The 21,520-nt window shown below is 72.9% G+C and carries 24 protein-coding genes; 12 read left to right on the top strand and 12 right to left on the bottom strand.

Annotated features, from left to right (window positions below):
* The first annotated feature begins 65 nt into the window (after positions 1-65).
* Positions 66-1,160 (top strand): coiled-coil domain-containing protein, encoded by a 1,095-nt coding sequence (locus AC1UE4_RS02710; protein ID WP_482915683.1) that lies wholly within the window; start codon positions 66-68, stop codon positions 1,158-1,160.
* 30 nt (positions 1,161-1,190) lie between these two features.
* Complete coding sequence (locus AC1UE4_RS02705) at positions 1,191-2,396, top strand: RtcB family protein (RefSeq protein ID WP_482915682.1); 1,206 nt, start codon at positions 1,191-1,193, stop codon at positions 2,394-2,396.
* Between the two features lie 4 nt (positions 2,397-2,400).
* Here the strand turns inward: AC1UE4_RS02705 and aroH are convergent, their stop codons facing one another.
* Together aroH and AC1UE4_RS02695 are read right to left on the bottom strand one after the other, a co-directional pair.
* Positions 2,401-2,766 (bottom strand): chorismate mutase, encoded by a 366-nt coding sequence (aroH, locus tag AC1UE4_RS02700; protein WP_482915681.1) that lies wholly within the window; start codon positions 2,764-2,766, stop codon positions 2,401-2,403.
* Positions 2,767-2,783: 17 nt separating this feature from the next.
* Entirely contained in the window at positions 2,784-3,488 is a 705-nt protein-coding gene (locus AC1UE4_RS02695; RefSeq protein ID WP_482915680.1) for a pseudouridine synthase, read from the bottom strand.
* 19 nt (positions 3,489-3,507) lie between these two features.
* Here AC1UE4_RS02695 and rlmN point away from each other — a divergent pair, with 19 nt between their 5' ends.
* Both rlmN and AC1UE4_RS02685 read left to right on the top strand, forming a co-directional pair.
* Positions 3,508-4,491, top strand: coding sequence for a dual-specificity RNA methyltransferase RlmN (gene rlmN, locus AC1UE4_RS02690; RefSeq protein WP_482915679.1), 984 nt, complete (start codon positions 3,508-3,510; stop codon positions 4,489-4,491).
* 42 nt (positions 4,492-4,533) lie between these two features.
* Positions 4,534-5,049 (top strand): DUF4240 domain-containing protein, encoded by a 516-nt coding sequence (locus AC1UE4_RS02685; protein WP_482915678.1) that lies wholly within the window; start codon positions 4,534-4,536, stop codon positions 5,047-5,049.
* Here AC1UE4_RS02685 and scpB read toward each other — a convergent pair.
* The 3 genes from scpB to trpS are packed head-to-tail and all read right to left on the bottom strand — an operon-like array spanning position 5,046 to position 7,615.
* Entirely contained in the window at positions 5,046-5,819 is a 774-nt protein-coding gene (gene scpB, locus AC1UE4_RS02680) for an SMC-Scp complex subunit ScpB (RefSeq protein WP_482915677.1), read from the bottom strand. The genes AC1UE4_RS02685 and scpB overlap by 4 nt on opposite strands.
* The gene (locus AC1UE4_RS02675) at positions 5,816-6,574 is read right to left on the bottom strand and encodes a segregation and condensation protein A (protein WP_482915676.1); all 759 of its coding nucleotides are present in this window, start codon (positions 6,572-6,574) and stop codon (positions 5,816-5,818) included. Before AC1UE4_RS02675 ends, scpB begins: the two co-directional genes overlap by 4 nt.
* Before the next feature lie 42 nt (positions 6,575-6,616).
* Entirely contained in the window at positions 6,617-7,615 is a 999-nt protein-coding gene (gene trpS, locus AC1UE4_RS02670; RefSeq protein ID WP_482915675.1) for a tryptophan--tRNA ligase, read from the bottom strand.
* An 80-nt stretch (positions 7,616-7,695) separates the two neighbouring features.
* Between trpS and AC1UE4_RS02665 the strand changes: the two genes are divergently transcribed.
* Genes AC1UE4_RS02665 through AC1UE4_RS02635 form a run of 7 tightly spaced genes read left to right on the top strand, consistent with a single transcriptional unit; the run spans position 7,696 to position 14,770 of the window.
* Positions 7,696-8,250, top strand: coding sequence for a (2Fe-2S)-binding protein (locus AC1UE4_RS02665; protein ID WP_482915674.1), 555 nt, complete (start codon positions 7,696-7,698; stop codon positions 8,248-8,250).
* Positions 8,247-10,622 (top strand): xanthine dehydrogenase family protein molybdopterin-binding subunit, encoded by a 2,376-nt coding sequence (locus AC1UE4_RS02660; protein WP_482915673.1) that lies wholly within the window; start codon positions 8,247-8,249, stop codon positions 10,620-10,622. Before AC1UE4_RS02665 ends, AC1UE4_RS02660 begins: the two co-directional genes overlap by 4 nt.
* Positions 10,619-11,458: an FAD binding domain-containing protein gene (locus AC1UE4_RS02655; protein WP_482915672.1), complete on the top strand. Its 840-nt coding sequence runs from the start codon at positions 10,619-10,621 to the stop codon at positions 11,456-11,458. Before AC1UE4_RS02660 ends, AC1UE4_RS02655 begins: the two co-directional genes overlap by 4 nt.
* Positions 11,455-12,288 (top strand): AAA family ATPase, encoded by an 834-nt coding sequence (locus AC1UE4_RS02650; RefSeq protein ID WP_482915671.1) that lies wholly within the window; start codon positions 11,455-11,457, stop codon positions 12,286-12,288. Before AC1UE4_RS02655 ends, AC1UE4_RS02650 begins: the two co-directional genes overlap by 4 nt.
* A complete protein-coding gene (locus AC1UE4_RS02645; RefSeq protein WP_482915670.1) occupies positions 12,281-13,474 on the top strand; it encodes a vWA domain-containing protein in 1,194 nt (397 codons plus the stop codon). The genes AC1UE4_RS02650 and AC1UE4_RS02645 overlap by 8 nt, the downstream gene beginning before the upstream one ends.
* Positions 13,471-14,115 carry a nucleotidyltransferase family protein gene (locus tag AC1UE4_RS02640; RefSeq protein WP_482915669.1) on the top strand — a complete coding sequence of 215 codons (645 nt, stop codon included), beginning with the start codon at positions 13,471-13,473 and terminating at the stop codon, positions 14,113-14,115. The genes AC1UE4_RS02645 and AC1UE4_RS02640 overlap by 4 nt, the downstream gene beginning before the upstream one ends.
* Positions 14,093-14,770: an SRPBCC family protein gene (locus AC1UE4_RS02635; RefSeq protein ID WP_482915668.1), complete on the top strand. Its 678-nt coding sequence runs from the start codon at positions 14,093-14,095 to the stop codon at positions 14,768-14,770. The genes AC1UE4_RS02640 and AC1UE4_RS02635 overlap by 23 nt, the downstream gene beginning before the upstream one ends.
* An 87-nt stretch (positions 14,771-14,857) precedes the next feature.
* Here the strand turns inward: AC1UE4_RS02635 and AC1UE4_RS02630 are convergent, their stop codons facing one another.
* A complete protein-coding gene (locus AC1UE4_RS02630; protein WP_482915667.1) occupies positions 14,858-15,013 on the bottom strand; it encodes a hypothetical protein in 156 nt (51 codons plus the stop codon).
* Positions 15,014-15,158: 145 nt separating this feature from the next.
* Between AC1UE4_RS02630 and AC1UE4_RS02625 the strand changes: the two genes are divergently transcribed.
* Positions 15,159-15,650: a DUF1360 domain-containing protein gene (locus AC1UE4_RS02625; protein ID WP_482915666.1), complete on the top strand. Its 492-nt coding sequence runs from the start codon at positions 15,159-15,161 to the stop codon at positions 15,648-15,650.
* A 5-nt stretch (positions 15,651-15,655) separates the two neighbouring features.
* On the opposite strand, the gene gcvPB is transcribed toward AC1UE4_RS02625, so the two are convergent.
* The 6 genes from gcvPB to ftsZ all read right to left on the bottom strand — a co-directional run bounded on the left by gcvPB (position 15,656) and on the right by ftsZ (position 21,502).
* Positions 15,656-17,248 (bottom strand): aminomethyl-transferring glycine dehydrogenase subunit GcvPB, encoded by a 1,593-nt coding sequence (gene gcvPB / locus AC1UE4_RS02620; RefSeq protein WP_482915665.1) that lies wholly within the window; start codon positions 17,246-17,248, stop codon positions 15,656-15,658.
* Positions 17,245-18,630 (bottom strand): aminomethyl-transferring glycine dehydrogenase subunit GcvPA, encoded by a 1,386-nt coding sequence (gene gcvPA / locus AC1UE4_RS02615; protein WP_482915664.1) that lies wholly within the window; start codon positions 18,628-18,630, stop codon positions 17,245-17,247. The genes gcvPB and gcvPA overlap by 4 nt, the downstream gene beginning before the upstream one ends.
* Positions 18,627-19,013 (bottom strand): glycine cleavage system protein GcvH, encoded by a 387-nt coding sequence (gene gcvH / locus AC1UE4_RS02610; RefSeq protein ID WP_482915663.1) that lies wholly within the window; start codon positions 19,011-19,013, stop codon positions 18,627-18,629. The genes gcvPA and gcvH overlap by 4 nt, the downstream gene beginning before the upstream one ends.
* Positions 19,014-20,093, bottom strand: coding sequence for a glycine cleavage system aminomethyltransferase GcvT (gene gcvT, locus AC1UE4_RS02605; protein ID WP_482915662.1), 1,080 nt, complete (start codon positions 20,091-20,093; stop codon positions 19,014-19,016).
* 61 nt (positions 20,094-20,154) lie between these two features.
* Entirely contained in the window at positions 20,155-20,295 is a 141-nt protein-coding gene (locus AC1UE4_RS02600; protein ID WP_482915661.1) for a hypothetical protein, read from the bottom strand.
* A 106-nt stretch (positions 20,296-20,401) separates the two neighbouring features.
* On the bottom strand, positions 20,402-21,502 hold the full coding sequence (gene ftsZ / locus AC1UE4_RS02595) for a cell division protein FtsZ (RefSeq protein ID WP_482915660.1): 1,101 nt from the start codon (positions 21,500-21,502) through the stop codon (positions 20,402-20,404).
* Positions 21,503-21,520: the final 18 nt, after the last annotated feature.

The raw sequence follows: 21,520 nt of genomic DNA, 5'->3' as shown, positions 1-21,520 counted from the left end.
CACTCGCGGTCGAGACGATCAAGTCCAACGACCAGCGCACGCGCCGCTAGCGGACGGAGGCCACCTTGTCCCCGTCCGCGATCGTCGCGGAAGGGGCTCGGAAGCCGACCCTCACCCGCGACCAGGTCATCGAGAGGATCCTTCGCTGGAACGCGCTGTACGGCGAGCCGCCGTGCACCGCAGACTGGAACCCGTCGCTCGCGCGCTGGCGCGCCCAGGAGTGGCGCATCGAGCGCTACTACGAGGGCGATCCGGAGACCGGCGAGGCGTGGCCCGCGCTGAACACCGCCAAGCGGCTGTTCGGCGGGTCGTTCGCCGCCGCGGTCCGCGACGCCGGGCTCGTGCCGCACCGGCCGGGCCCGCGCCGGCGTGCGCCGCGCGCCGCGCTTCCCGACGTCGAGCAGCGTGCGCCGCGGGCGCCCCGCGACATCGAAGCCGAGCTGACCGCCGCCGCCGAGCGCGTGGTCGAGGCCGAGCGCCGTGCCCTGCGGGCCGAGAAGCGCACCCGGCGCGCGTTGGCGCGGGCCGAGCGTGCCGAGGCGCAGGCCGGCGAGGTGCGGGCGCGGGCGGCCGAGCGGATCGGCGAGGCGCGCGAGCACGCGCGGCGTGTGCATGCGGCCGAGCGGCGGCCGTCCCCGGCGGCCCGCGAGGCGGAGCGCCGGGCGCGCGACGCGGAGCGGCGGGCGGCGCTGGCCGAGGAGGCCGTGCGCGAGCTCGAGTCCCGCACCGGCGCGCTCGAGCGCGAGCTGGCGATCGCCGAGGCGGAGACGCGGGCGGCCAACGCGCGCGCCGAGGCCGGCATGTCGGTCAACGGGCATGCGCGGGCGGCCGAGCGGCGGGCGATCGCGTCGGCGTCGGCGTCGGCGGCGCGGCGGGCCGAGGAGCGGCTGGCCGCGCGGCAGGCCGAGGCCGAGCGCGACCGGGCGATCGCGCGCGCCGAGGCGGCGGAGCGCCGGCTGCGCGAGCTGACCGGCGCGGCGTCGCTGCCGGCGTCGGAGCTCGCCGCGCTGCGCCGCGGCCGCGGGGCTGTGGGCCCCGGCCCGCTCGGCGACGCGCTCAAGCTGGTCGCGGCCGCCCGGTCCGCCGAGGACCGCGCCGCGCTGCACGACGCGCTTACGCAGGCCGCCTCCGCCGCCGTCCGGTGGAGGGACCGGCTGTGAGAACCCGACGGCAGGGAAGGACCAACGCCGATGATCAGGGTCTTCGGCGACCACGACGACAAGACGGTCCAGCAGCTCGAGCGCTGCGTCGCGGCCGAGGACGGCTCGCGCGGCGTGCTCTGCGCCGACGGGCACCTCGGCTACTCCGCGCCGATCGGCGGCGTGATCGCCTACCGCGATCACGTCTCGCCGGCGGCGTGCGGGTACGACATCGCCTGCGGCAACAAGGCCGTCCGCACGCCCTTGCGCGCCGACGACCTGCGCCCGGACCTGCCGCGGATCATGGACGCGGTCGTCGACCGGATCGAGTTCGGCGTCGGCCGGCGCAACACCGAGCCCGTCGACCATCCGGTGCTCGACCGCATCAAGGCGGCCGACTTCGCGCCGCAGCGGTCGCTGTACGACCTGGCGGCGCCGCAGCTCGGCACCGTCGGGTCCGGCAACCACTACGTCGACCTCTTCTCCGACGAGGACGGCTTCGTGTGGGTCGGCGTGCACTTCGGTTCGCGCGGGTTCGGCCACCGGACCGCGAGCGGGTTCCTCTCGCTCGCGGCCGGCGGGCGCTTCGGCGACCGCGGCCGCGAGGGCGGCATGGAGTCCGCGCCGGCGCTGCTCCACGTCGGCTCCGAGCTCGGGCAGGCGTACCTGAGCGCGATGACGCTGGCGGGCGAGTACGCCTACGCCGGCCGCGACGTCGTGGTCGACGAGGTGCTCCGCCTGCTCGGCACGCACGCCGTGGACGAAGTGCACAACCATCACAACTACATCTGGCGGGAGCGCCACGGCGGCGAGGACTGGTGGGTCGTCCGCAAGGGCGCGACGCCCGCGTTCCCCGGCCAGCGGGGCTTCGTCGGCGCCTCGATGGGCGAGCCCGCGGTCATCCTGGAGGGCGTCGAGAGCCCGCTGAGCGAGGAGGCGCTGCGCTCGACCGTCCACGGCGCGGGGCGCGCGATGTCGCGCAACGCGGCCGCCGGCAAGCTGCGCAAGCGCCGGGTGAACGGCCGGACCGTGCGGGTCCGTGAGGGCGGCGCGATCGACTGGTCCGCCGTCCGCGAGGACCTGCGCCGCAAGGGGATCGAGCTGCGCGGCGGCGCCGCCGACGAGGCGCCCGGCGCCTACAAGCGGCTCACGGAGGTGCTCGCCCACCACGAGGGGACCGTGCGCGTGCTCCACACGCTCACCCCGCTCGGCGTCGCGATGGCCGGCGAGGACACCGTCGATCCCTACAAGGACTGAGCGTCTACTGCGCGGATTCGAGGTCCGCTCGCAGCGAGCGGGCCTCGCCCAGGTAGACGTGCTGGGTCACGTGGTTGTCGGGCGCGTAGTAGTGCATGAGCACCCGGATGACCATCGGCAGCGAGCCCGGCACGGGGACCTCGCGGGCGCACAGCAGCGGGACGCGGTCGAAGCCCAGGTTGCGGGCCGCGACGGCGGGGAACTCGGCGTCGAGGTCGTCGGTGAGCGTGAAGATGCAGCTCACCACGTTGTCGGGCGCGAGCTCGTTGCGCTTCATGATCTCTCGGAGCAGCCACTCGGTCCCACCGACGATGGCGTTGGCGTCGTTGCGGTCGACCGTGGTCGCGCCGCGGAGGGCGAAGAGGCGCATGGAAGTGGGCGGTTCTATCAAGTGCGGCCGGCCTTCCTCAGTCGTTCGATCTCCGCGGGCGTGAGCCTGCGCGCCTTCCCCGGGCCCATCCCGTCGAGCGACAGCGGGCCGAACCGCTCCCGCCGCAGGGTCACGACACGGTGCCCGACAGCGTCGATCATGCGGCGAACCTGGCGCTTGCGCCCCTCGTGGATGGTGATCTCGAGCTCCCCCGGCCGTGTCTGCCGGACGCGCGCCGGCGCGGTCATCCCGTCCTCCAGCCGCACGCCCTCGCGCAGCCGTCGCATGGCGCTCTCGCGGACGGGCATCGGCTCCACCTTCGCCACGTACGTCTTCGGCACCTCGTAGCGGGGGTGCATGAGCCCGTTCGCCAGCTCGCCGTCGTTGGTGAGCAGGATGAGCCCGGTCGTCTCGGCGTCGAGGCGCCCGACCGGGTAGAGCCGCGCACCCTTCGCGTCGACGAGCTCGACCACCGTCGGGCGGCCGTGCGTGTCCTTCGCGGTGGAGACGACGCCCGCGGGCTTGTGAACCGCCCAGACGACGGGCTGCTCGGCGCCCGCCACGGGCGCGCCGTCGACCGCGACGCCGCTCGTCTCGTCGACGTCGTGCGCCGGATCGGTGACGATCTCTCCCGCCACGGTCACGCGGCCCGCGCGGACGATCTCCTCCGCGCCGCGGCGCGAGGCGATGCCCGCGTGGGCGAGGAACTTCGCCAGCCTCATCCGCTTCTACGCTAGACGGGTGGACCTCGCGCTCCTCGAGCAGACCCTGGCCGAGACCGGTCAGCCCGCCTTCCGCGCCAAGCAGGTGTGGGAGTGGACGGCCCGTGGGGCGGCCGGCTACGAGGCGATGACGAACGTCCCGGCGGCGCTGCGCGCGCAGCTCGCCGAGCGGGTTCCGTTCTCCTCGCTCGAGGTCGTCCACCAGGCGCAGTCGGTCGACGGGACGATCAAGACGCTCTTCCGCACCCACGACGGCCGGCCGGTCGAGGCGGTGCTCATGCGCTACCGCGACGGGCGGCGCTCGATCTGCGTGTCGTCGCAGTCGGGCTGCCCGCTGACGTGCACGTTCTGCGCGACGGGGCGGATGAAGTTCGGCCGCAACCTGACCGCGAGCGAGATCCTCGACCAGGCGCTGCACTTCCGCCGCATCGAGGACGTCGACCACCTCGTGTTCATGGGGATGGGCGAGCCGCTGATGAACTTCGACGAGGTGCTCGCGGCGGCGCGGAGGCTGCCCGACATCGGGATCACGCACCGCCGGACGACGGTCTCGACCGTCGGCTGGCTGCCCGGGATCGAGCGGCTCATCGAGTCGCCCGAGCCGATCCGCCTCGCGTTCTCCCTGCATGCGCCCGATGACGCGCTGCGGTCGCAGATCATGCCGCTGAACGAGCGCTACCCGCTGGCGGACGTGCTCGCCGCGTGCGATCGCTGGTACGACCGCAAGCACCGCCGCGTCTTCATCGAGTACGTGATGCTGGCGGGCGTCAACGACCGCTTCGAGCAGGCGCTGCAGCTGGTGCGGCTGCTCGATCCGGCGAAGTACAAGGTCAACCTCATCCCGTACAACCCGACCGACTCGCCGTACGAGGGGTCGGGCCGCGAGGCCATCGCGGCGTTCAAGGCGGTGCTCGAGGAGCACGGCCTGCCGGCGACCGTCCGGCTGACCCGCGGACGGGACATCGACGCGGCGTGCGGGCAGCTGGCCGCGGCGCGCGCCTGAACCGGCGCATCGCGACCGCCGGTGAGGGCACCATTCCCCGCCGTGGAGAGCGGGGGGTTCTGGGGGCTGCTGGCAGACGCGCGAACTCTCGGGTTCGGCGACATGGAGGACGAGGCCGACATGCTCGGCTCGATGCTCTCGCGCCTCGAGCCCGAGGAGATCGTCGCCTTCGCCCGGATGTTCCGCGAGCGCGACCGTGAGCTGTACCGCTGGGACATCTACGCCGCCGCCCACATCCTCAACGGCGGCTGCGACGAGGCGTGCTTCCAGTTCTTCCGCTGGTACGTGATCGGGATGGGGCGCGAGATCTACGAGGGCGCGGTCGCCGACGCCGATTCGCTGGAGCTGCTGGCCAAGCTCAGCCTCCACCAATTCGCCTACGACGCCGAGGCGCTCGGCTACGCGGCCTCCGAGGCCCACGAGCGCGTCGCGGGCGAGCCGCTCCCCGACCTCGGAGAGCCGTTCCCGATCGAGCCCGACGGCGAGCCGTGGGACCCCGAGACCCCCGAGGTCGTCGTGCCCCGCATCGCGCGAGCCGTCGGTTGGAACGAGGTCTAGTCCTCTTCGCCGGCGCCGGCGTCCCCGTCATCACCGAGGTCTTCGGCGCCGCCGGCGCCCCCGGTGTCTTCGGCGCCCGCGGTCTCATCCGGCTCGGAGGTGAGGGCGGCGACGCCGGCGCGGGCCTCTCCGGCGCGGAGCAGGCGGTCGCGCAGCTCGCCCTGCTCCTCCGGCGTGGGATCCCATTGCGACGGATCGGGCAGGTCGTCGAGGCCGTTGAGGCCGAAGAGCTTCAGGAAGAGCGGGGTCGTCCGGTAGAGGACAGCGCCGAACTGGCTGCGGCCGGACTCCTCGATGAGCCCGCGCTCGAGCAGCGTGGCGGCCGCCGAGTCGCTGCTGACGCCGCGGATCCGGGCGACCTCGGGCCGCGAGACGGGCTGGAGGTAGGCGACGATCGAGAGCGTCTCGGCCTGCGCGGGCGACAGCGGCGGCGTGCGCGGCTTGGCCAGCAGGCGGCGGGCGGCGGGCTCGGCGATCGGGTCGCTGGCGAGCGTCCATCCGCCGCCGACCTCCTTCAGCACGACCCCGCGCGGATGCCGCCCGTACGCCTCGCGCAGCTCGCCCAGCGCCCAGTCGACGTCCTCGATGCCGACCTCGCACGCCTCCGCGAGCGCCTCGAGGGTCACCGGCTCGGGAGCGAGGAACAGCAGCGCCTCGACGACCCGGGCGAGATGCGCGTCGGGGTTCGGCATCCGCGGCGCCGGCGTCTCCTCGCCGGCCTGCTCGGCCACGACCTCGTCGCGCTCCTCTTCCATCACCGCGTCGCTCATCCGGTTCCCTCCGCGGCCGCAGGGGCGACGTCGCGCGGGGCGATGCGGATCTCGCCGAAGGGCTCTTCCTGCGTCCACGTCGCCTCGCCCTGCTTGTACATCTCGAGCAGCGCGAAGAGCGTGATGCAGACGGTCACGCGGTCGCCGTCCTTGACGACGTCGTCGAAGGTGACCGCGCCGCGGCGCAGCATCGACCGCAGGTGGCGAAGGCGATCCTGCACGGACACGCGCACCTGGCCCATGTGCGTGACGTCCACGCGCGGCGGATGGCGCAGCAGCGCGCCGAGCGCCGCGCCCAGGCGGGCGGGCTTGTAGACGCCCTCGCCGAGATCGGACATCTCGGTCGCCTTGCGCAGCCACGCGGGCGGCGGCGCCTGGCGGTAGCGGACGCCCTCCTCGGCCTCGAGCAGGCTCCGCAGGTGCTCGGCCGCGCTGCGGTACCGCCGCGCCTCGAGCATCCGGGCCAGCAGCTCCTCCGCGGCCTCGACCGGCTCGACGTCGATGAGCTCGGACTCCTCGCGCGGCAGCATCAGCCGCGACTTCAGCTCGAGCAGGGCGGCGATGAGGACCAGGAACTCCGTCGCGGCCTCGAGATCCAGCTCCCCGCGCGCCTCCAGGTGATCGAGGTAGGCGAGCACCACGTCGGCGAGATCGACTTCCAGGAGGTCCACCTCCTCGCGCAGCACGAGGGTGAGCAGCAGGTCGAACGGCCCGGAGAAGACCTCCAGGTCGAGCTCGAGATCGGCGACGGTCATGGCTTGGCCGGAGGCTATCGCCGGCCCCCGACGACCCGGCTCTCAGCGAGGCCGGCCGACGCCCATGACCTCGCGGACGTCGGCGAGCGTCGCCGCCGCGAGATCGCGGGCCTTGGCGGCGCCTTCCGCGAGCACGGCCTCCAGACCGGCCTCGTCGGCGCGCAGCTCCACGTAGCGCTCGCGCACCGGAGCGAGCCAGTCGGCGACCGCCTCCCCAACCGCGACCTTGAAGTCGCCGTACCGCGAGTCGGCGAACTCGGCGACGACCTCGTCGACGCCCACGCCGCGGACCACCGACAGGATCTCGATCAGGTTCGTGATGCCGGGCTTGTCGTCGGAGACGCGGATCGACGGCGGGTCCTCGGAGTCCGTCACGGCCCGCTTGAACTTCTTGACGATCACCGGCGGCTCGTCCAGCACGAGGACGGTGCCCTGCGGCGTCCCGCCCGTCGTCGACATCTTCTTCGTCGGCTCCTGGAGATCGGTCACGCGCGCGCCGACCGTCGGGATCCGCATCTCCGGCACCACGAGGACGTCCTCGCCGAAGCGCCGGTTGAAGCGCTCGGCGACGTCGCGCATCAGCTCGAGGTGCTCGCGCTGGTCCTCCCCCACCGGCACCTCGTGCGCCCGGTAGGCGAGCACGTCGGCGGCCTGCAGGACCGGGTACATGAGGAGCCCCGCGGAGACCAGCTCTCGCTGCGCGACCGACTTGTCGCGGAACTGGTGCATGCGATTCAGGCGGCCGAGCTCGGTGACCGACGACAGCAGCCAGCAGAGCTCCGCGTGCTCCTGCACGTCGCCCTGGCGGAACAGGATGCAACGCGCCGGGTCGAGCCCGGCGGCGAGCAGGATCGCGGCCGTGTCCCACACGCGCTCGCGCAGCTCCACCGGGTCGTAGGAGACGGTGACCGCGTGCAGGTCGACGACGCAGTAGATCGCCGGGTCGCCCCGGTCCTGTCCGTCGACGTACTGCCGGATCGCGCCGATGTAGTTGCCGAGGTGCTTGCGCCCGGTGGGCTGGATGCCGCTGAAGATCCTCATGGTCAGGCGGTGGAGCGTATTGCGGGCCCGGGGCGACGGGCGTAGGGTCCGCGCCACCGTCCCCCGGGAGAGGAGAGGTGTTGTCCAAGAGGGTCCCCGTTCGCCTCACCGTCAACGGCGAGCAGCACGATCTCGTGGTCGAGCCACGGCTGCTCCTCGTCCATGCGATCCGCGATCAGCTCGGCCTGACCGGCACCCACGTGGGCTGCGACACGTCCAGCTGCGGCGCCTGCACCGTCCACGTCGACGGCCGCGCGGTCAAGAGCTGCACGCTCCTCGCCGTCCAGTGCGACGGCGCCGAGGTGACCACCGTCGAGGGGCTCGGCACGCCCGATCGCCTGCACCCGGTCCAGCAGGGCTTCTGGGAGCAGCACGGCCTGCAGTGCGGCTACTGCACGCCCGGGATGATCATGTCGGCCGCCGACCTCCTGCAGCGCAACCCGAGCCCGTCCGAGGAGGAGATCCGGACGGCGCTCGAAGGCAACCTCTGCCGCTGCACCGGCTACCACAACATCGTCAAGGCGGTGCAGTGGGCGGCGGAGCACCCGGAGGGCGGCGCGGTGCCGGAGCCGGAGCCGAGCGAAGAGGGCCGCGAGGCGGCGCAGGCCGTCGCGAACCAGGGGCTGGGGGCATGAGCGCGACCACATCGGCGAACGGGGGCTGGGTCGGCCGCGCGATCAAGCGCAAGGAGGACCCGCCGCTCATCACCGGCCGCGGCAACTACGTCGACGACATCGCGCTGCCGGGGATGCTGTGGGCGGCGTTCGTCCGCTCTCCCGAGGCGCACGCCCGCATCGTCAGCGTCGACACGTCGGCGGCGAAGGCGCGGCCCGGCGTCTACGCGGTGCTCACCGGCGAGGACCTCACGCTCGAATCCGGGCTGCCGATGGCGTGGGTGCCGCCCGGCATCGAGGTCAACGCGCCCGAGCACTGGCCGCTCGCCAAGGGCGCCGTCAAGCACGTCGGCGATCCCGTCGCGGTCGTCGTCGGCGAGGACCGCTACGCGGTGACCGACGCGGTCGAGGACGTGCTCGTCGAGTACGACCCGCTGCCGGTCGTCGTCGATCCCGAGGCGGCGCTGGCCGACGGCTCGCCGCTCGTGTGGGACCAGTTCGGGTCGAACAAGATCCACGAGTGGTCGCTCGGTTCCGAGCCGGACGCGATCGAGCAGGCCCTGCGCGACAGCGAGGTCGTGATCGAGCGGCGCGTGGAGAACCACCGCACGACCGGCGCGGCGATCGAGCCGCGCGGCGTCGTCGCCGACTTCCGCGGCACCGACCTGACGATCTACAGCGCCACGCAGGTGCCGCACTTCCTCAAGCTCTTCCTCGCGCTCATCCTCGGCATCAGCGAGGAGCGCATCCGCGCCGTCGCGCCCGACGTCGGCGGCGGCTTCGGCGGCAAGCTGCAGATCTACGGCGAGGAGATCACGCTCTGCGCGCTCGCGCGGCAGCTCAACCGCCCCGTCAAGTGGATCTCGACGCGCAGCGAGGAGATGCTCGCGGCGCATCACGGGCGCGACCAGGTCGCGACCGTGCGGATCGGGGCGAACCGCGACGGGACGATCAACGCCCTGCACGCGAGCATCGTCGCGGACATGGGGGCCTACCTCATGCTCCTCACACCGACGATCCCGTCGCTCGGGGCGTTCGTGATGAGCGGGTGCTACAAGATCCCGCACGTCCGCACGGACATCACCGGCGTCTTCACGAACAAGATGGCGACGGACGCGATCCGCGGCGCGGGCCGGCCCGAGGCGACCCACATGATCGAGGTGTGCGTCGACCAGCTGGCGCAGGAGCTCGGCATGGCTCCGGTCGAGCTGCGGCGCAAGAACTTCATCCCGAAGGAGGACTTCCCCGCGGAGGTCGCCACCGGGGTGATCTACGACTCGGGCGACTACCACCGGACGCTCGACCTGCTCCTGCAGCACGTCGATCCGGCGGCGATCCACCGCGAGGCGGAACAGCTGCGATCGCAGGGCATCTACCGCGGCATCGGGTTCTCGACGTACACGGAGATCTGCGGCCTGGCGCCCTCGCGCGTCACGGGCCCGAGCGGCTTCGGCCTGCAGACCGGCCTGTGGGAGTCGGCGATGGTCCGCGTCCACATCACCGGGTCGGTGACCGTCTACACGGGCACCTCGCCGCACGGGCAGGGCCACGACACGGGGTTCGCGCAGATCGTGGCGGACCGGCTCGGGGTCGACCCGCAGCAGGTCGAGGTCATGCACGGCGACACGGCGACCGGGCCCCAGGGCCTCGGCACCTACGGGTCGCGATCGCTGGCGGTCGGCGGCGAGTCGATCGCCAAGGCGACCGCGAAGGTCGTCGAGAAGGCGAAGCGGATCGTCGCCCACGAGCTTGAGGCGGCGCCCGAGGACATCGAGGTCCGCGACGGGAAGTTCTCGGTGAAGGGCTCCCCCGACAAGGGCATGGCGCTCGCCGAGGTGGCGGGCGCGGCGTACATCCCGGAGAACCTCCCCGAGGGGATGGAGCCGGGGCTCGAGGAGACCGCGTTCTACGACCCGGAGAACTTCGTGTTCCCGTTCGGGGCGCACGCGGCGATCGTCGACGTCGACGCCGAGACCGGGAAGGTGCAGGTCGTCCGGTACCTGGCGGTCGACGACTGCGGGCCGGCGATCAACCCGATGCTCATCGACGGCCAGGTCCACGGCGGCATCGTCCACGGGATCGGGCAGGTGCTCTACGAGCGCGTGCACTACGACGAGGACGGCCAGCTCGTGACGGGCACGTTCGTCGACTACGCGCTGGCGAGCGCGGCGGAGCTCCCGTCGTTCGAGCTCGACCGCACCGAGACGCCGTCGCCGACGAACTCGCTCGGCGTGAAGGGGATCGGCGAGGCGGGCACGATCGCGGCGTCCGCGGCGGTGACGAACGCGGTCATCGACGCGCTGCGGCCGCTCGGGGTGACGTACCTCAACATGCCGCTGACGCCGATGCGCGTCTGGGAGGCCATCGAGGAGGCGAAGGGGGTGGCCGCATGATCCCGGCCGAGTTCGACTACGAGGCGCCCGACACGCTCGAGGGCGTGTTCGGCGCCCTGGCGTCGGGTGGCGAGGACGCGAAGCTGCTGGCCGGCGGGCACTCGCTCGTGCCGCTGATGAAGCTGCGGCTGGCGGCGCCGACGCTGCTCGTCGACCTGCGGCGGGTGCCCGGGCTGTCCGGCATCTCGCGGAACGGCGAGACGCGCATCGGGGCGATGACCCGGCACGTCGAGACCTCCGGTGCCGGCCTCGGGCTGCTGTCGGCGGTGGCCGGCACGATCGCCGACCCGCAGGTGCGCCACTGCGGGACGATCGGCGGGTCGATCGCACACGGCGATCCGGCCTCGGACCTCCCGGCCGCCCTGCTGTGCGCGGAGGCCGTCGTGGTCGCCCGCGGGCCGGGCGGCGAGCGGACGATCCCCGTCGACGAGCTCTTCGTCGACTACCTGACGACGTCGCTGTCGGCCGACGAGGTCATCACGGAGATCCGCGTTCCGTCGCTGGCGGGCTGGGGCTTCAGCTACCAGAAGTTCAACCGGCGGGCCGAGGACTGGGCGATGGTCGCCGTGCCGGTGCTCGTCAAGGCGAGCGGCGGCGTCTGCGAGGACGTCCGGATCGGCCTGACGAACATGGCCGGCCGGCCGCTGCGCGCGACGGCGGCGGAGAACGCGCTGCGCGGTCAGCCGCTCGACGCGAGCCACATCTCCGCCGCGGCGGCGCTGGCCGCCGAGGGCACCGACCCGCCGGGCGACCTCAACGCGACCCCCGAGTACAAGGCCCACCTCGCGTCGGTGCTCTGCCGCCGCGGGCTCATGGAGGCCGCGGGCCAGGGGTGACGTTCACGACGGTCGAGGAGGTCGAGCGTGCGCTGGCCGGCGAGGCCTACCTCGCCGACCGGCCGCTCGCGCTCAGCGTCTTCCTCGCGCTCACGCTCGACCAGCCGCTGCTGCTGGAGGGCGAGGCGGGGGTCGGCAAGACGGAGGTGGCGCGGGCGCTCGCGTCGGCGATGGGGACGCGGCTCGTGCGGCTGCAGTGCCACGAGGGCATCGACGTGCATCACGCGCTGTACGACTGGGACTACCCGCGGCAGCTGCTGGCGCTGCGGGCGGCCGAGGCGGGCCAGGACGTGGAGGGCGAGCTCTTCTCGCGCCGGTTCCTCCTGCGCCGGCCGCTGCTGGAGGCGCTCGAGGCCGAGGAGCGCGTCGTGCTGCTCATCGACGAGATCGACCGGGCCGACGACGAGTTCGAGGCGTTCCTGCTCGAGCTGCTCGCGGACTTCGCGGTGACCATCCCCGAGCTGGGGACGATCCGCGCGAAGGCCAAGCCGCTCGTGGTCCTCACCTCGAACCGCACGCGGGAGCTGCACGACGCGCTGAAGCGGCGCTGCCTCTACCACTGGATCGAGTACCCGACCCCGGAGCGCGAGCGCGAGATCGTCGCCGCCCGCGCCCCCGGCGTCGCCGACGCGATCGCGCGCAGGGTCTGCGAGGCGGTCGCCCGCCTCCGTCGCGAGGAGCTGTACAAGGCCCCCGGCGTCGGCGAGTCGATCGTCTGGGCCCGCGCACTGATGGCGGTCGACGACCTCGACGCGACCCTCGGCACCGTCCTCAAGGTCCGCGAGGACGTCGAGCGCGTCCGCGAGAAGGGCGTGCTCGAAGGTGTCTGAGGCCGAAGACCTCCGGCGCGATGGCCGCGTCGTCGGCGACGCCTCCGAGGCCGGAGAACCTCTCGGCGGCGGCGGCGTTGCGGAGCGGCTCTCCGCGCTCTCCGGCCACCTTCGCGCGGCCGGCGTGCGCGTCGGCGTGGGAGAGGTCGTCGCGGCGACGCGGGCGCTCGGGGCCGTCGACGCGTTCTCCCGCGAGGACGCGCGGCTGGCGCTACGGGCGACGCTGTGCGCCGGGCGCGAGGACCTCGCGGCGTTCGACGTCGCGTTCGAGGCCGTCTTCGGGGCGGGCCGTCCGATCGGGGCGCCCGCGGGGATGGACGACGTGATGAAGCTGGCGCTGCCGCGGACGGGCGTGCCGGGCGACACGCCGCCGCCGGACGCGCCGGCCGAGCCGCCAGCGCCGCTGCCCGCCGCGTGGTCGCGGGTCGAGCTGTCGCGGGAGAAGGACTTCGCGGAGTACACGGACGCAGAGCGGGCCGCGGCTCGCGTGCTGCTCGAGCGGCTCGCGCGGCGCGGGCCGCGCCGGCGGTCGCGGCGGACGGTGCCGGTCCGGCGCCGTCGCGGACACGCGCCCGACCTGCGCCGGACGGTCCGTGCGTCGCTGCGCCACGCGGGCGAGCCGCTCGAACGCCACTGGCGCGCGCCCACCGACCGGCCGCGCCCGCTCGTGCTCGTGTGCGACGTCTCCGGCTCGATGACTCCGTACGCGCGGATGCTGCTGCAGTACCTGCAGGCGAGCGTCGCCGCGCGCCGCCGCGTCGAGGCGTTCGCGTTCGGGACGCGGCTGACGCGGATCACGAACGAGCTGCGCGGCCGCGACCCCGATCGCGCGCTCGACCGCGCGGCCGCCGCCGTGACGGACTGGTCCGGCGGCACGCGGATCGGCGAGTCGCTGGGGACGCTCAACCGCGAGCACGGCCGGCGGCTCGGCCGCGGCAGCGTCGTCGTGATCCTGTCCGACGGCTGGGACCGCGGCGACCCCGAGGTCCTCGCAGCCGAGATGGCGCGGCTGCGCCGCGCCGCCCACCGCGTCGTCTGGCTCAACCCCCTCGCGGCCCACCCCGGCTACGCGCCGCTGACGAGAGGCATGCAGGCCGCCCTCCCCCACACCGACCGCTTCCTCCCCGGCAACTCCATCGCCTCGCTGGAGGAGCTGGCCGACTTGCTGGAGGGAGACGCGTGGTGAGCCCCGGCGGAGACCAGCGCCACAGCCGCGAAGACGCGCGCGGCGGCGGCGGAGACCCTCGCCGCGCGCCGGCGGAGACGCCGGTCTCCGCTCTGATCCTCGCCGCCGGCGCCGGGTCTCGGTTCGGCGACGCTCCGAAGCTGCTCGCCGACCTCGAGGGGCGGCCGGTGCTCGATCACGTCGTCGCCGCGGCGTGCGCGTCGGCGGCGGAGCGCGTGGTGGTCGTGCTCGGTGCGCGCGCGGACGAGGTCGCGGCGGGGATCGACCGGCGGTGCGCGGAGGTCGTGGTCTGCGACGAGTGGGACGAGGGGCAGGCGGCGTCGCTGCGACGCGGTCTCGCAGCGGCCGGCGACGCGCAGAAGGTGCTCGTGCTGCTTGGCGACCAGCCGCTCGTCACGACCGCGGTCATCGACCGCATGGCCCGCGAGCCGCCGGGGTCACGGGCCTCCTACGGCGGCGTCCCCGGCCACCCGGCCGTCCTCGGCCCGGACGAGATCGCGGCGGCGAGGTCGTTGCGCGGCGACGCCGGCTTGCGCGATCTTGCGTGGCGGCTCGTCGAGTGCGGCGATCCCGCGGCGGGCAGAGACGTCGACACCCCCCAAGACCTGGAGGCGATCCGTGAAGCTCGAGCAGTCCTTTGAGGTCGACGCGCCGCTGGAGTCGGTCTGGGCGGCGCTCATCGACGTGCAGCGCGTGGCGCCGTGCCTGCCCGGCGCGGAGGTGACCGAGGCGACCGACGACGGCACGTACCACGGCACGTTCAGCGTCAAGCTCGGCCCGGCGACGGCGTCCTACCGCGGCACGCTGAAGATGGAGGAGGTCGACGAGGCCGCGCACCGCGCGACGATGCGCGCGAACGGCACCGACAAGCGCGGCCAGGGCGGCGCGCACGCGCTCATGGTCTCGTCGCTGCGCGAGCGCGACGGCGGCGGCACGCACGTCGACGTCGAGACCGACTTCACGATCACCGGCCGGCTCGCCTCGTTCAGCCGCGGCGGGATGATCAAGGACATCTCGAACCGGCTGCTGCGCGAGTTCGCCGAGTGCCTGCAGGAGACGCTCAAGCAGGAGCAGCCGGCGCCGGTCGAGGCGCCGAGCCCGATCGGTGCCGCCCCGCTGGCCGCCGGCGACCCGACCATCCCGGAGCCGGCGCCCGTGGTCATGCCCGAGGCGGCGACGGCGAGGGCGACGACATCGACCCCGCCGCGCGCCCGCCCGGCGAAGCCCATCTCCGGGTTCCGCCTGTTCTTCGGGGCGCTGATGGACCGGCTGAAGCGGATCTTCAAGCGAGGCTAGAACCGCCCCGGAACGCACACCGGCCGCGCGATCGCGCGGCCGGTGAAGACTTCCTCCGTCCCGTGCCCGGGACTCGATCGGCGGTCGCTAGAACCTACGTCCGAGGCCGTAGCCGCCGCTCGGGATGCCGGCGAGCAGGACGAGGATCGCGGCGACGATGCCGACGATGGCGGGGAGGCCGATCGCGACGCAGATCGCGTAGACGAGAGCGGCCAGAAGGATCGCGATGAGAACGCCGATCATGGGTGGTTGTCTCCTTCCCGTACTTCCTTGACAGGTGACTGACAGGTACCCGGCAAAGCGACCCCACCATGCATGAGGCTGTGCGCGTCGTCACGAGTTGACGGTGTTCCCCCGCCTCCACCCGTGGGTAGACGCCGCACGGAACATGGATCCCGTCAACGACACCCCGACCGAGCCTGTCGACTACGCCGCGATCAACGCGGTCTGGGCAGCCCTGCTGGGAGGCGTGCTCGCCTCGACCCGCGGCGACGCGCCCCCGTTCAAGGAGCTGCCGGCCTACGGGCTCGCGAGCTTCGCCATCACGAAGGCGATCAGCAAGGAGAAGGTCGGCACCTGGGTGCGCGAGCCCGTGCTCGACGACGCCGAGCGCCGACCCAAGGGCAGCCGCCTGCGCTACGCGGTGGGCGAGCTGCTGAGCTGCACGCGCTGCCTCGGCACGTGGAGCTCGCTGGGGCTCATCGGCCTCCACGCCGCCCGCCCGCGCGAGGCGCGCATCGTCGTCGGCATCCTCGCGACCGCAGGACTGAACGACTGGGCGCACGCCGGCTTCAGCTGGATCTGCGCACGCTCGAACGTCGAGGGCAAGCTCGCCGAGGCGTCGCTCGAGGACCAGCGCTTCACGCGCAGCCCCGGCTGAGACGTCTACAGCGGCTGGCGGATGACCGGCTTCTTCGCCGCGCCCGCCTCGTCGAGACGGCGCACCGGCGTGGTGTACGGCGCGTTGCGCGCGACCTCGGGATCCTCGCGCCCCTCGCGCAGGATCGAGACGATCGCGTCGACGAAGCCGTCGAGCGTCTCGCGCGTCTCGGTCTCCGTCGGCTCGACCAGCAGGGCCTCGTCGACGAGCAGCGGGAAGTAGACCGTCGGCGGGTGGTAGCCGTGGTCGAGCAGCCGCTTGGCGAGGTCGAGCGTCTTCAGCCCGAGCTCGCGCTTCATCGGCGCGCCCGACAGCACGAACTCGTGCCCGCACAGCCGGCCGTAGGCCAGCGGCAGCAGGTCGAGCACGCCCTCCTGGCGCAGCCGCGCAAGCAGGTAGTTCGCGTTCAGCACCGCGATCTCGGACGCGTCCTTCAGTCCCGGCGCCCCGAGCGATCTGATGTACGCGTAGGAGCGCACGAACGTGCCGTAGTTGCCCTGGAAGCCGCGCAGGCGCCCGATCGACTTCGGGTGCTCGTCGAGCCCGGCGAGGTCGAACACCGGCCGCGTCGAGCCGTTCGACCCCTCGGTGCCGCGCTTCACGACGCGCGGCGTCATGAGGTACGGCTCGATCCGGTCGGACACCGCGATCGGGCCCGAGCCCGGACCGCCGCCGCCGTGCGGCTGCGTGAACGTCTTGTGCAGGTTGAAGTGGACGATGTCGAAGCCCATGTCGCCCGGGCGCGTGTGGCCCATGACGGCGTTGAGGTTCGCTCCGTCGTAGTAGAGCGTCGCCCCCACCCCGTGCACGATCTCGGCGATCTCCTCGATGTTGCGATCGAAGAGCCCGAGCGTGTTCGGGTTGGTGAGCATGAGGCACGCGACGTCCTCGTCGGCCTTCGCGCGGAGGTCGTCGAGGTCGACGCCGCCGTCGTCGTTCGTGCCGACCTTGACGACGGTGTAGCCCGCCATCGTCACCGTCGCCGGGTTCGTCCCGTGCGCGGTGTCGGGCGTGAGCACCTTGTGCCGCGTCTCGCCGCGGTCCTCGTGATAGGCCCGCGTCAGCAGGACGCCCGCGAGCTCGCCGTGCGACCCGGCCGATGGCTGCAGCGACACGTGCGGCAGGCCGGCGACCTCGGACAGCGCGCGCTCCAGCTCCCACATCAGCTCCAGCGCGCCCTGCGCGCGCTTCGGGTCCTGCAGCGGGTGCAGCCGCGCGTGGCCGGGCAGCGCCGTGACCCGCTCGTGCAGGCGCGGGTTGTACTTCATCGTGCACGAGCCGAGCGGGTAGAAGCCCGAGTCCAGGTCGAAGTTGCGCTTCGAGATGTTCACGTAGTGGCGGACGATCTCGCGCTCGGACACCTCGGGCAGCCGCGGCGCCGTCCGGCGCCGGAAGCGCTCGGGCAGCAGCTCGTCCTTCGGCTTCTCGGGCACGTCGAGGTCCGGGCACACGAACGCGCGGCGGCCGGCACGGCCCTTCTCGAAGATGGTCGCGACGTGCTCGCTCTCCTTGGGGGGAGCGTGCACGGAGGCGTCGCCGTAGGCGGCGGAGGCGTAGGAGTCCACGAGCTCGCTCTCCGGATCGATCGGCTGGTTCATGCCCCGACCTCGACCGACACGCGGCCGCGTTCGACGGCGACGGCCTCGCCCAGCACCTCGGCCAGGCGGTCGATGTGGGCCTTCGTCCGCTGCTCGGTCAGCGCGATCAGCAGCGCGTCGCCGAGCTCGTCGTAGGAGCGGCCGAGCGCGTAGCCGGGGTTGATCCCCGCCGCGGCGCACCGCTCGATGACCGCGTCGACCGGCGCGTCCAGGCGGACGGCGAACTCCCGGACGACGGGCTGCTCGTGCACCAGCGTCACGCCGTCGATGGCGGCGAGCTTCTCGCGCGCGTAGGCGGTGCGCTGGAGCAGCAGCTCGCCGATCTCGACGATGCCCTCCTTGCCGAGCCACGTGAGGTAGACCACGCCGGCGAGCGCGTTGAGCGCCTGCGACGTGCAGATGTTCGACGTCGCCTTCTCGCGGCGGATGTGCTGCTCGCGCGTCTGCAGCGTCAGCACGAACCCGCGCTTGCCGTCGACGTCGTGCGTCTCGCCGGCGATGCGCCCGGGCATGCGGCGCAGGTACGCCTCGGTGGCGGCGAAGAAGCCGAACGACGGCCCGCCGAAGTCGAGGCGGTTGCCGAGCTGCTGGCCCTCGCCGACCGCGACGTCGACGCCGACCTCGCCGGGCGCGGCGAGCACGCCGAGCGTCAGCGCGTCGACCTGGGCGACGACCACCGCGGGCGAGTCCTTCGCCGCACCGGCCAGCGCCTCCGCGTCCTCGACCGCGCCGAGGAAGTTCGGCTGCTGGAAGAAGACCGCGCTCGTGTCGTCGTCGATCGCCGCCGTCCACGCGTCGAGGTCCGTGACCCCGTCGCGCATCCCGACCTCGACGACCTCGACGCCGTAGCCCTTGGCGAGCGTCACGAGCGTCTCGCGCGAGTGCGGGTGCACGGCGCGCGAGATGACGAACTTGCCCTTGCCGTTGGCGAGCTTGGCGAGGTAGCCGGCGGCGGCCAGGGCGCTCGGGCCCTCGTAGACCGACGCGTTCGAGACCGGCAGCCCCGTCAGCTCGGAGATCGCCGTCTGGTACTCGAACATCACCTGGAGGTTCCCCTGGGAGACCTCCGGCTGGTACGGCGTGTACGGGGTCAGGAACTCCGACCGCGTCGTGAGCATGTCCACGATCGCGGGGACGTACGTGTCGTACATCCCGGCGCCGAGGAAGGTGATCTCGTCCTCCGCCGACACGTTGCGCGCGGCGAGCGCGCGGAGGTGGTCGTAGACGTCCTGCTCGGGGAGCCCCTCGGGCAGGTCGATCTCGCGCCCGAGGCGAACGCCCTCGGGCACCAGCTCGGCGAAGAGCTCGTCGATCGAGCCCACGCCGATCACCTCGAGCATCTCCTCGAGGTCCTCGGGTGTGACGGCGGTGTAGCGGCTCATTCCAATCCGGATACGTACGTGGCCTGGTCCTGGAGCGACTCGGTCTCGGACGGATCCGACAGCTTCACCTTGACCAGCCAGCCCTCGCCGTACGGATCGGAGTTGATGGTCTCCGGCGCATCGGCGAGCGCGGTGTTCACCTCGACGATCTCGCCGGACAGCGGGGCGATGACGTCCGAGACGGCCTTGACGCTCTCGACCTCAGCGTAGGACTCGTCCTTGGTGACGGTCGCCCCCACCTCCGGCGGGTCGAAGAACACGACCTCGCCCAGGGCGTCCTGCGCGAACCACGTGATGCCGAACGTCGCGACGTCCCCGTCGATCGTCGCCCAGTCGTGCTCCGGGTGGTACAGCAGGCCCTCGGGGTAGGTGCCGTCAGCCATTCAGTCCTCCGCTCGGTAGAGGGGCTTGCGCTCGATCCGCGCCTCGCGTTCCTTGCCGCGGACGTCGATCGTGATGGTGGAGCCGGGGTCCGCCTTGTCGGCGGGGAGGTACGCCATGCCGATGCCGACGCCGAGGCAGGGCGAGAGCGTGCCGCTCGTCACCTCGCCGCCGCCGGCGATCGGGTTGCCCTGGCGGGCGATGCCGGGGCCGGTGAGCACGAACGGGACGAGCTTCTCGCTCGCGCCGCGCTCGCGCTCGGCGCGGACGGCGTCGGAGCCGATGAAGCCCGTGTCCTCCTTGCAGCACCAGCCGAGGCCCGCGGCGATCGGCCCGCGCTCCTCCATGAGGTCGTTGCCGTAGAGGTGGAAGCACACCTCGAGGCGCAGCGTGTCGCGGGCGCCGAGCCCGACCGGCGCCACGCCCTTCCCGAGCAGCGCGTCCCACACCGCCGGCGCGTCGTCCGGCGCCAGCAGCAGCTCGAGCCCGTCCTCGCCCGTGTAGCCCGTCCCGCACGCGAGCGCCTTCGCGCCCGCGATCGTGATCTCGGCCGTGCGGAAGCGCGCCGGCAGCTCGTCGCTCGTCAGCTTCGCGATCGCCGCGCGGGCCGTCGGGCCCTGCACCGCGAGCATCGCGTAGTCCGCGTGGCGGTCGACGACCTCCGCCTGCGGGAACTCGGCCGCGTGCTTGCGGAACCACGCGAGGTCCTTGTCGTGGTTCGACGCGTTCGTGACCGTGAGGTAGCGGTCGTCGGCGAGCCGGTACGTGAAGAGGTCGTCGAGCACGCCGCCGTCCTCGCGGCAGAGCACGCTGTACTGCGCGCCGCCGACGGCGATCTTCTCGACGTCGTTGGAGAGCAGGCGCTGCAGCAGCGCGAGCGCCTGCGGTCCGCGCGTCTCGATCTCGCCCATGTGCGAGACGTCGAAGACGCCCGCGTCGCGGCGGACGGCGAGATGCTCCTCCCGGACACCCTGGTACTGCACCGGCATCTCCCAGCCGGCGAACGGCACGATCCGTGCCCCGGCGGCCTCATGGCGGCTGAAGAGCGGGGTGCGCCGGAGGGTCTCGGACGGGGCGGCCATGGGCCCCGCGAGGCTAGCAACGGAGGGGGTCGATCAGGCGGCCGTCGGCGCCCGATCGCGACTACCCGTTCTGGGCGTCCTTCGTGCGGTACACGTGGCAGAGCAGGTCGGTCAGCAGCTCGTCGAGGTCGTCCCGCGACGCGTTGGCCAGGAGCGCCAGGTGGTCGCTCAGCTCCTTCTCGGTGATCTGCGGCTTCTGCACGACACGGACCCTTCCAGAGGAAGAGGTACGCGTGCAATACCAAGAACTGGGGACCCGGGTCGGTCGTTCGTCCGTTGACGCGGAGTCGGCCTCCGCACGTTGCGGACTACCGGTCGCGCAGGAAGGGCGGGATGTCGATCTCGTCGTCCGAGATCTCGAGCGACGACCGCTGCCGGTCGCTCATCCGGGGGCTGCGGTCGCGGGGCCCGGGCGCCTCGTCGCGCTGGGTGCCGCGGGCCTGGCGGCCGAAGCCGACCGGGCCGCGATCGAAGCCCGTCGCGATGACGGTGACGCGGACGTCCTCGCCCATCGTCTCGTCGATGACCGCGCCGAAGATGATGTTCGAGTCGTTGCTCGACGCGCTCTGCACGATCTCCGCGGCCTCGTTGACCTCGAACAGGCCGAGGTCGCGGCCGCCGGTGATGTTGAGCAGCACGCCGGTGGCGCCCTCGACCGACTCCTCGAGCAGCGGGCTCGAGATCGCCATGCGGGCCGCCTCGCTCGCGCGCTGCTCGCCCTGGCCGGTGCCGATGCCCATGAGGGCGGAGCCGGCGTCGGTCATGATCGTCCGCACGTCGGCGAAGTCGAGGTTGATCAGGCCGGGGATCGTGATCAGGTCGGTGATGCCCTGGACGCCCTGGCGCAGGACGTCGTCGGCGAGCCGGAACGCGTCGAGGATCGACGTGCGCCGCTCGACGATCGCGAGCAGCTTCTCGTTCGGGATCACGATCAGCGTGTCGACGACCTCGCGCAGCCGCGCGATGCCCTCGTCGGCCTGGCGCGTGCGCTGGGTGCCCTCGAAGCCGAACGGCTTCGTGACGACGCCCACGGTCAGCGCGCCGATCTCCTCCTTGGCGATCTCCGCGATGACCGGCGCGGCGCCCGTGCCGGTGCCGCCGCCCTCGCCCGCGGTGACGAAGACCATGTCCGCGCCCTTGAGCGCTTCCTTGATGTCGTCGCGCGACTCGTGCGCGGCCCCCGTGCCGATGTCGGGGTTCGCGCCGGCGCCGAGACCCTTGGTCAGGTCGGTGCCGATGTTGAGCTTGATGTCGGCGTCGCACATGGCGAGCGCCTGCGCGTCGGTGTTCGCCGCGATGAACTCGACGCCACGAAGGCCCGCGTCGACCATGCGGTTGACCGCGTTGGTCCCGCCGCCGCCTACGCCGACGACCTTGATGACGGCGAGGTAGCTGCCGCTGGATTCCATGGTGTGTCGTCCGACCTT

The sequence above is a fragment of the Parviterribacter kavangonensis genome (assembly GCF_056863335.1).
Note: the sequence above shows the minus strand (reverse complement) of the source record. Positions and strands in the feature narration are given on the sequence as shown.

What these genes read in the sequence shown, in the direction of transcription:
- AC1UE4_RS02655 (WP_482915672.1), top strand. Translation starts at nt 10,619, where the DNA reads ATGATCCCGGCCGAGTTCGACTACGAGGCGCCCGACACGCTCGAGGGC.
- gcvT (WP_482915662.1), bottom strand. Translation starts at nt 20,093, where the DNA reads ATGGCCGCCCCGTCCGAGACCCTCCGGCGCACCCCGCTCTTCAGCCGC.
- ftsZ (WP_482915660.1), bottom strand. Translation starts at nt 21,502, where the DNA reads ATGGAATCCAGCGGCAGCTACCTCGCCGTCATCAAGGTCGTCGGCGTA.
- AC1UE4_RS02695 (WP_482915680.1), bottom strand. Translation starts at nt 3,488, where the DNA reads ATGAGGCTGGCGAAGTTCCTCGCCCACGCGGGCATCGCCTCGCGCCGC.
- trpS (WP_482915675.1), bottom strand. Translation starts at nt 7,615, where the DNA reads ATGAGGATCTTCAGCGGCATCCAGCCCACCGGGCGCAAGCACCTCGGC.
- scpB (WP_482915677.1), bottom strand. Translation starts at nt 5,819, where the DNA reads ATGAGCGACGCGGTGATGGAAGAGGAGCGCGACGAGGTCGTGGCCGAG.
- AC1UE4_RS02625 (WP_482915666.1), top strand. Translation starts at nt 15,159, where the DNA reads ATGGATCCCGTCAACGACACCCCGACCGAGCCTGTCGACTACGCCGCG.
- aroH (WP_482915681.1), bottom strand. Translation starts at nt 2,766, where the DNA reads ATGCGCCTCTTCGCCCTCCGCGGCGCGACCACGGTCGACCGCAACGAC.
- gcvH (WP_482915663.1), bottom strand. Translation starts at nt 19,013, where the DNA reads ATGGCTGACGGCACCTACCCCGAGGGCCTGCTGTACCACCCGGAGCAC.
- gcvPA (WP_482915664.1), bottom strand. Translation starts at nt 18,630, where the DNA reads ATGAGCCGCTACACCGCCGTCACACCCGAGGACCTCGAGGAGATGCTC.
- AC1UE4_RS02630 (WP_482915667.1), bottom strand. Translation starts at nt 15,013, where the DNA reads ATGATCGGCGTTCTCATCGCGATCCTTCTGGCCGCTCTCGTCTACGCG.
- AC1UE4_RS02675 (WP_482915676.1), bottom strand. Translation starts at nt 6,574, where the DNA reads ATGACCGTCGCCGATCTCGAGCTCGACCTGGAGGTCTTCTCCGGGCCG.
- AC1UE4_RS02660 (WP_482915673.1), top strand. Translation starts at nt 8,247, where the DNA reads ATGAGCGCGACCACATCGGCGAACGGGGGCTGGGTCGGCCGCGCGATC.
- gcvPB (WP_482915665.1), bottom strand. Translation starts at nt 17,248, where the DNA reads ATGAACCAGCCGATCGATCCGGAGAGCGAGCTCGTGGACTCCTACGCC.
- AC1UE4_RS02705 (WP_482915682.1), top strand. Translation starts at nt 1,191, where the DNA reads ATGATCAGGGTCTTCGGCGACCACGACGACAAGACGGTCCAGCAGCTC.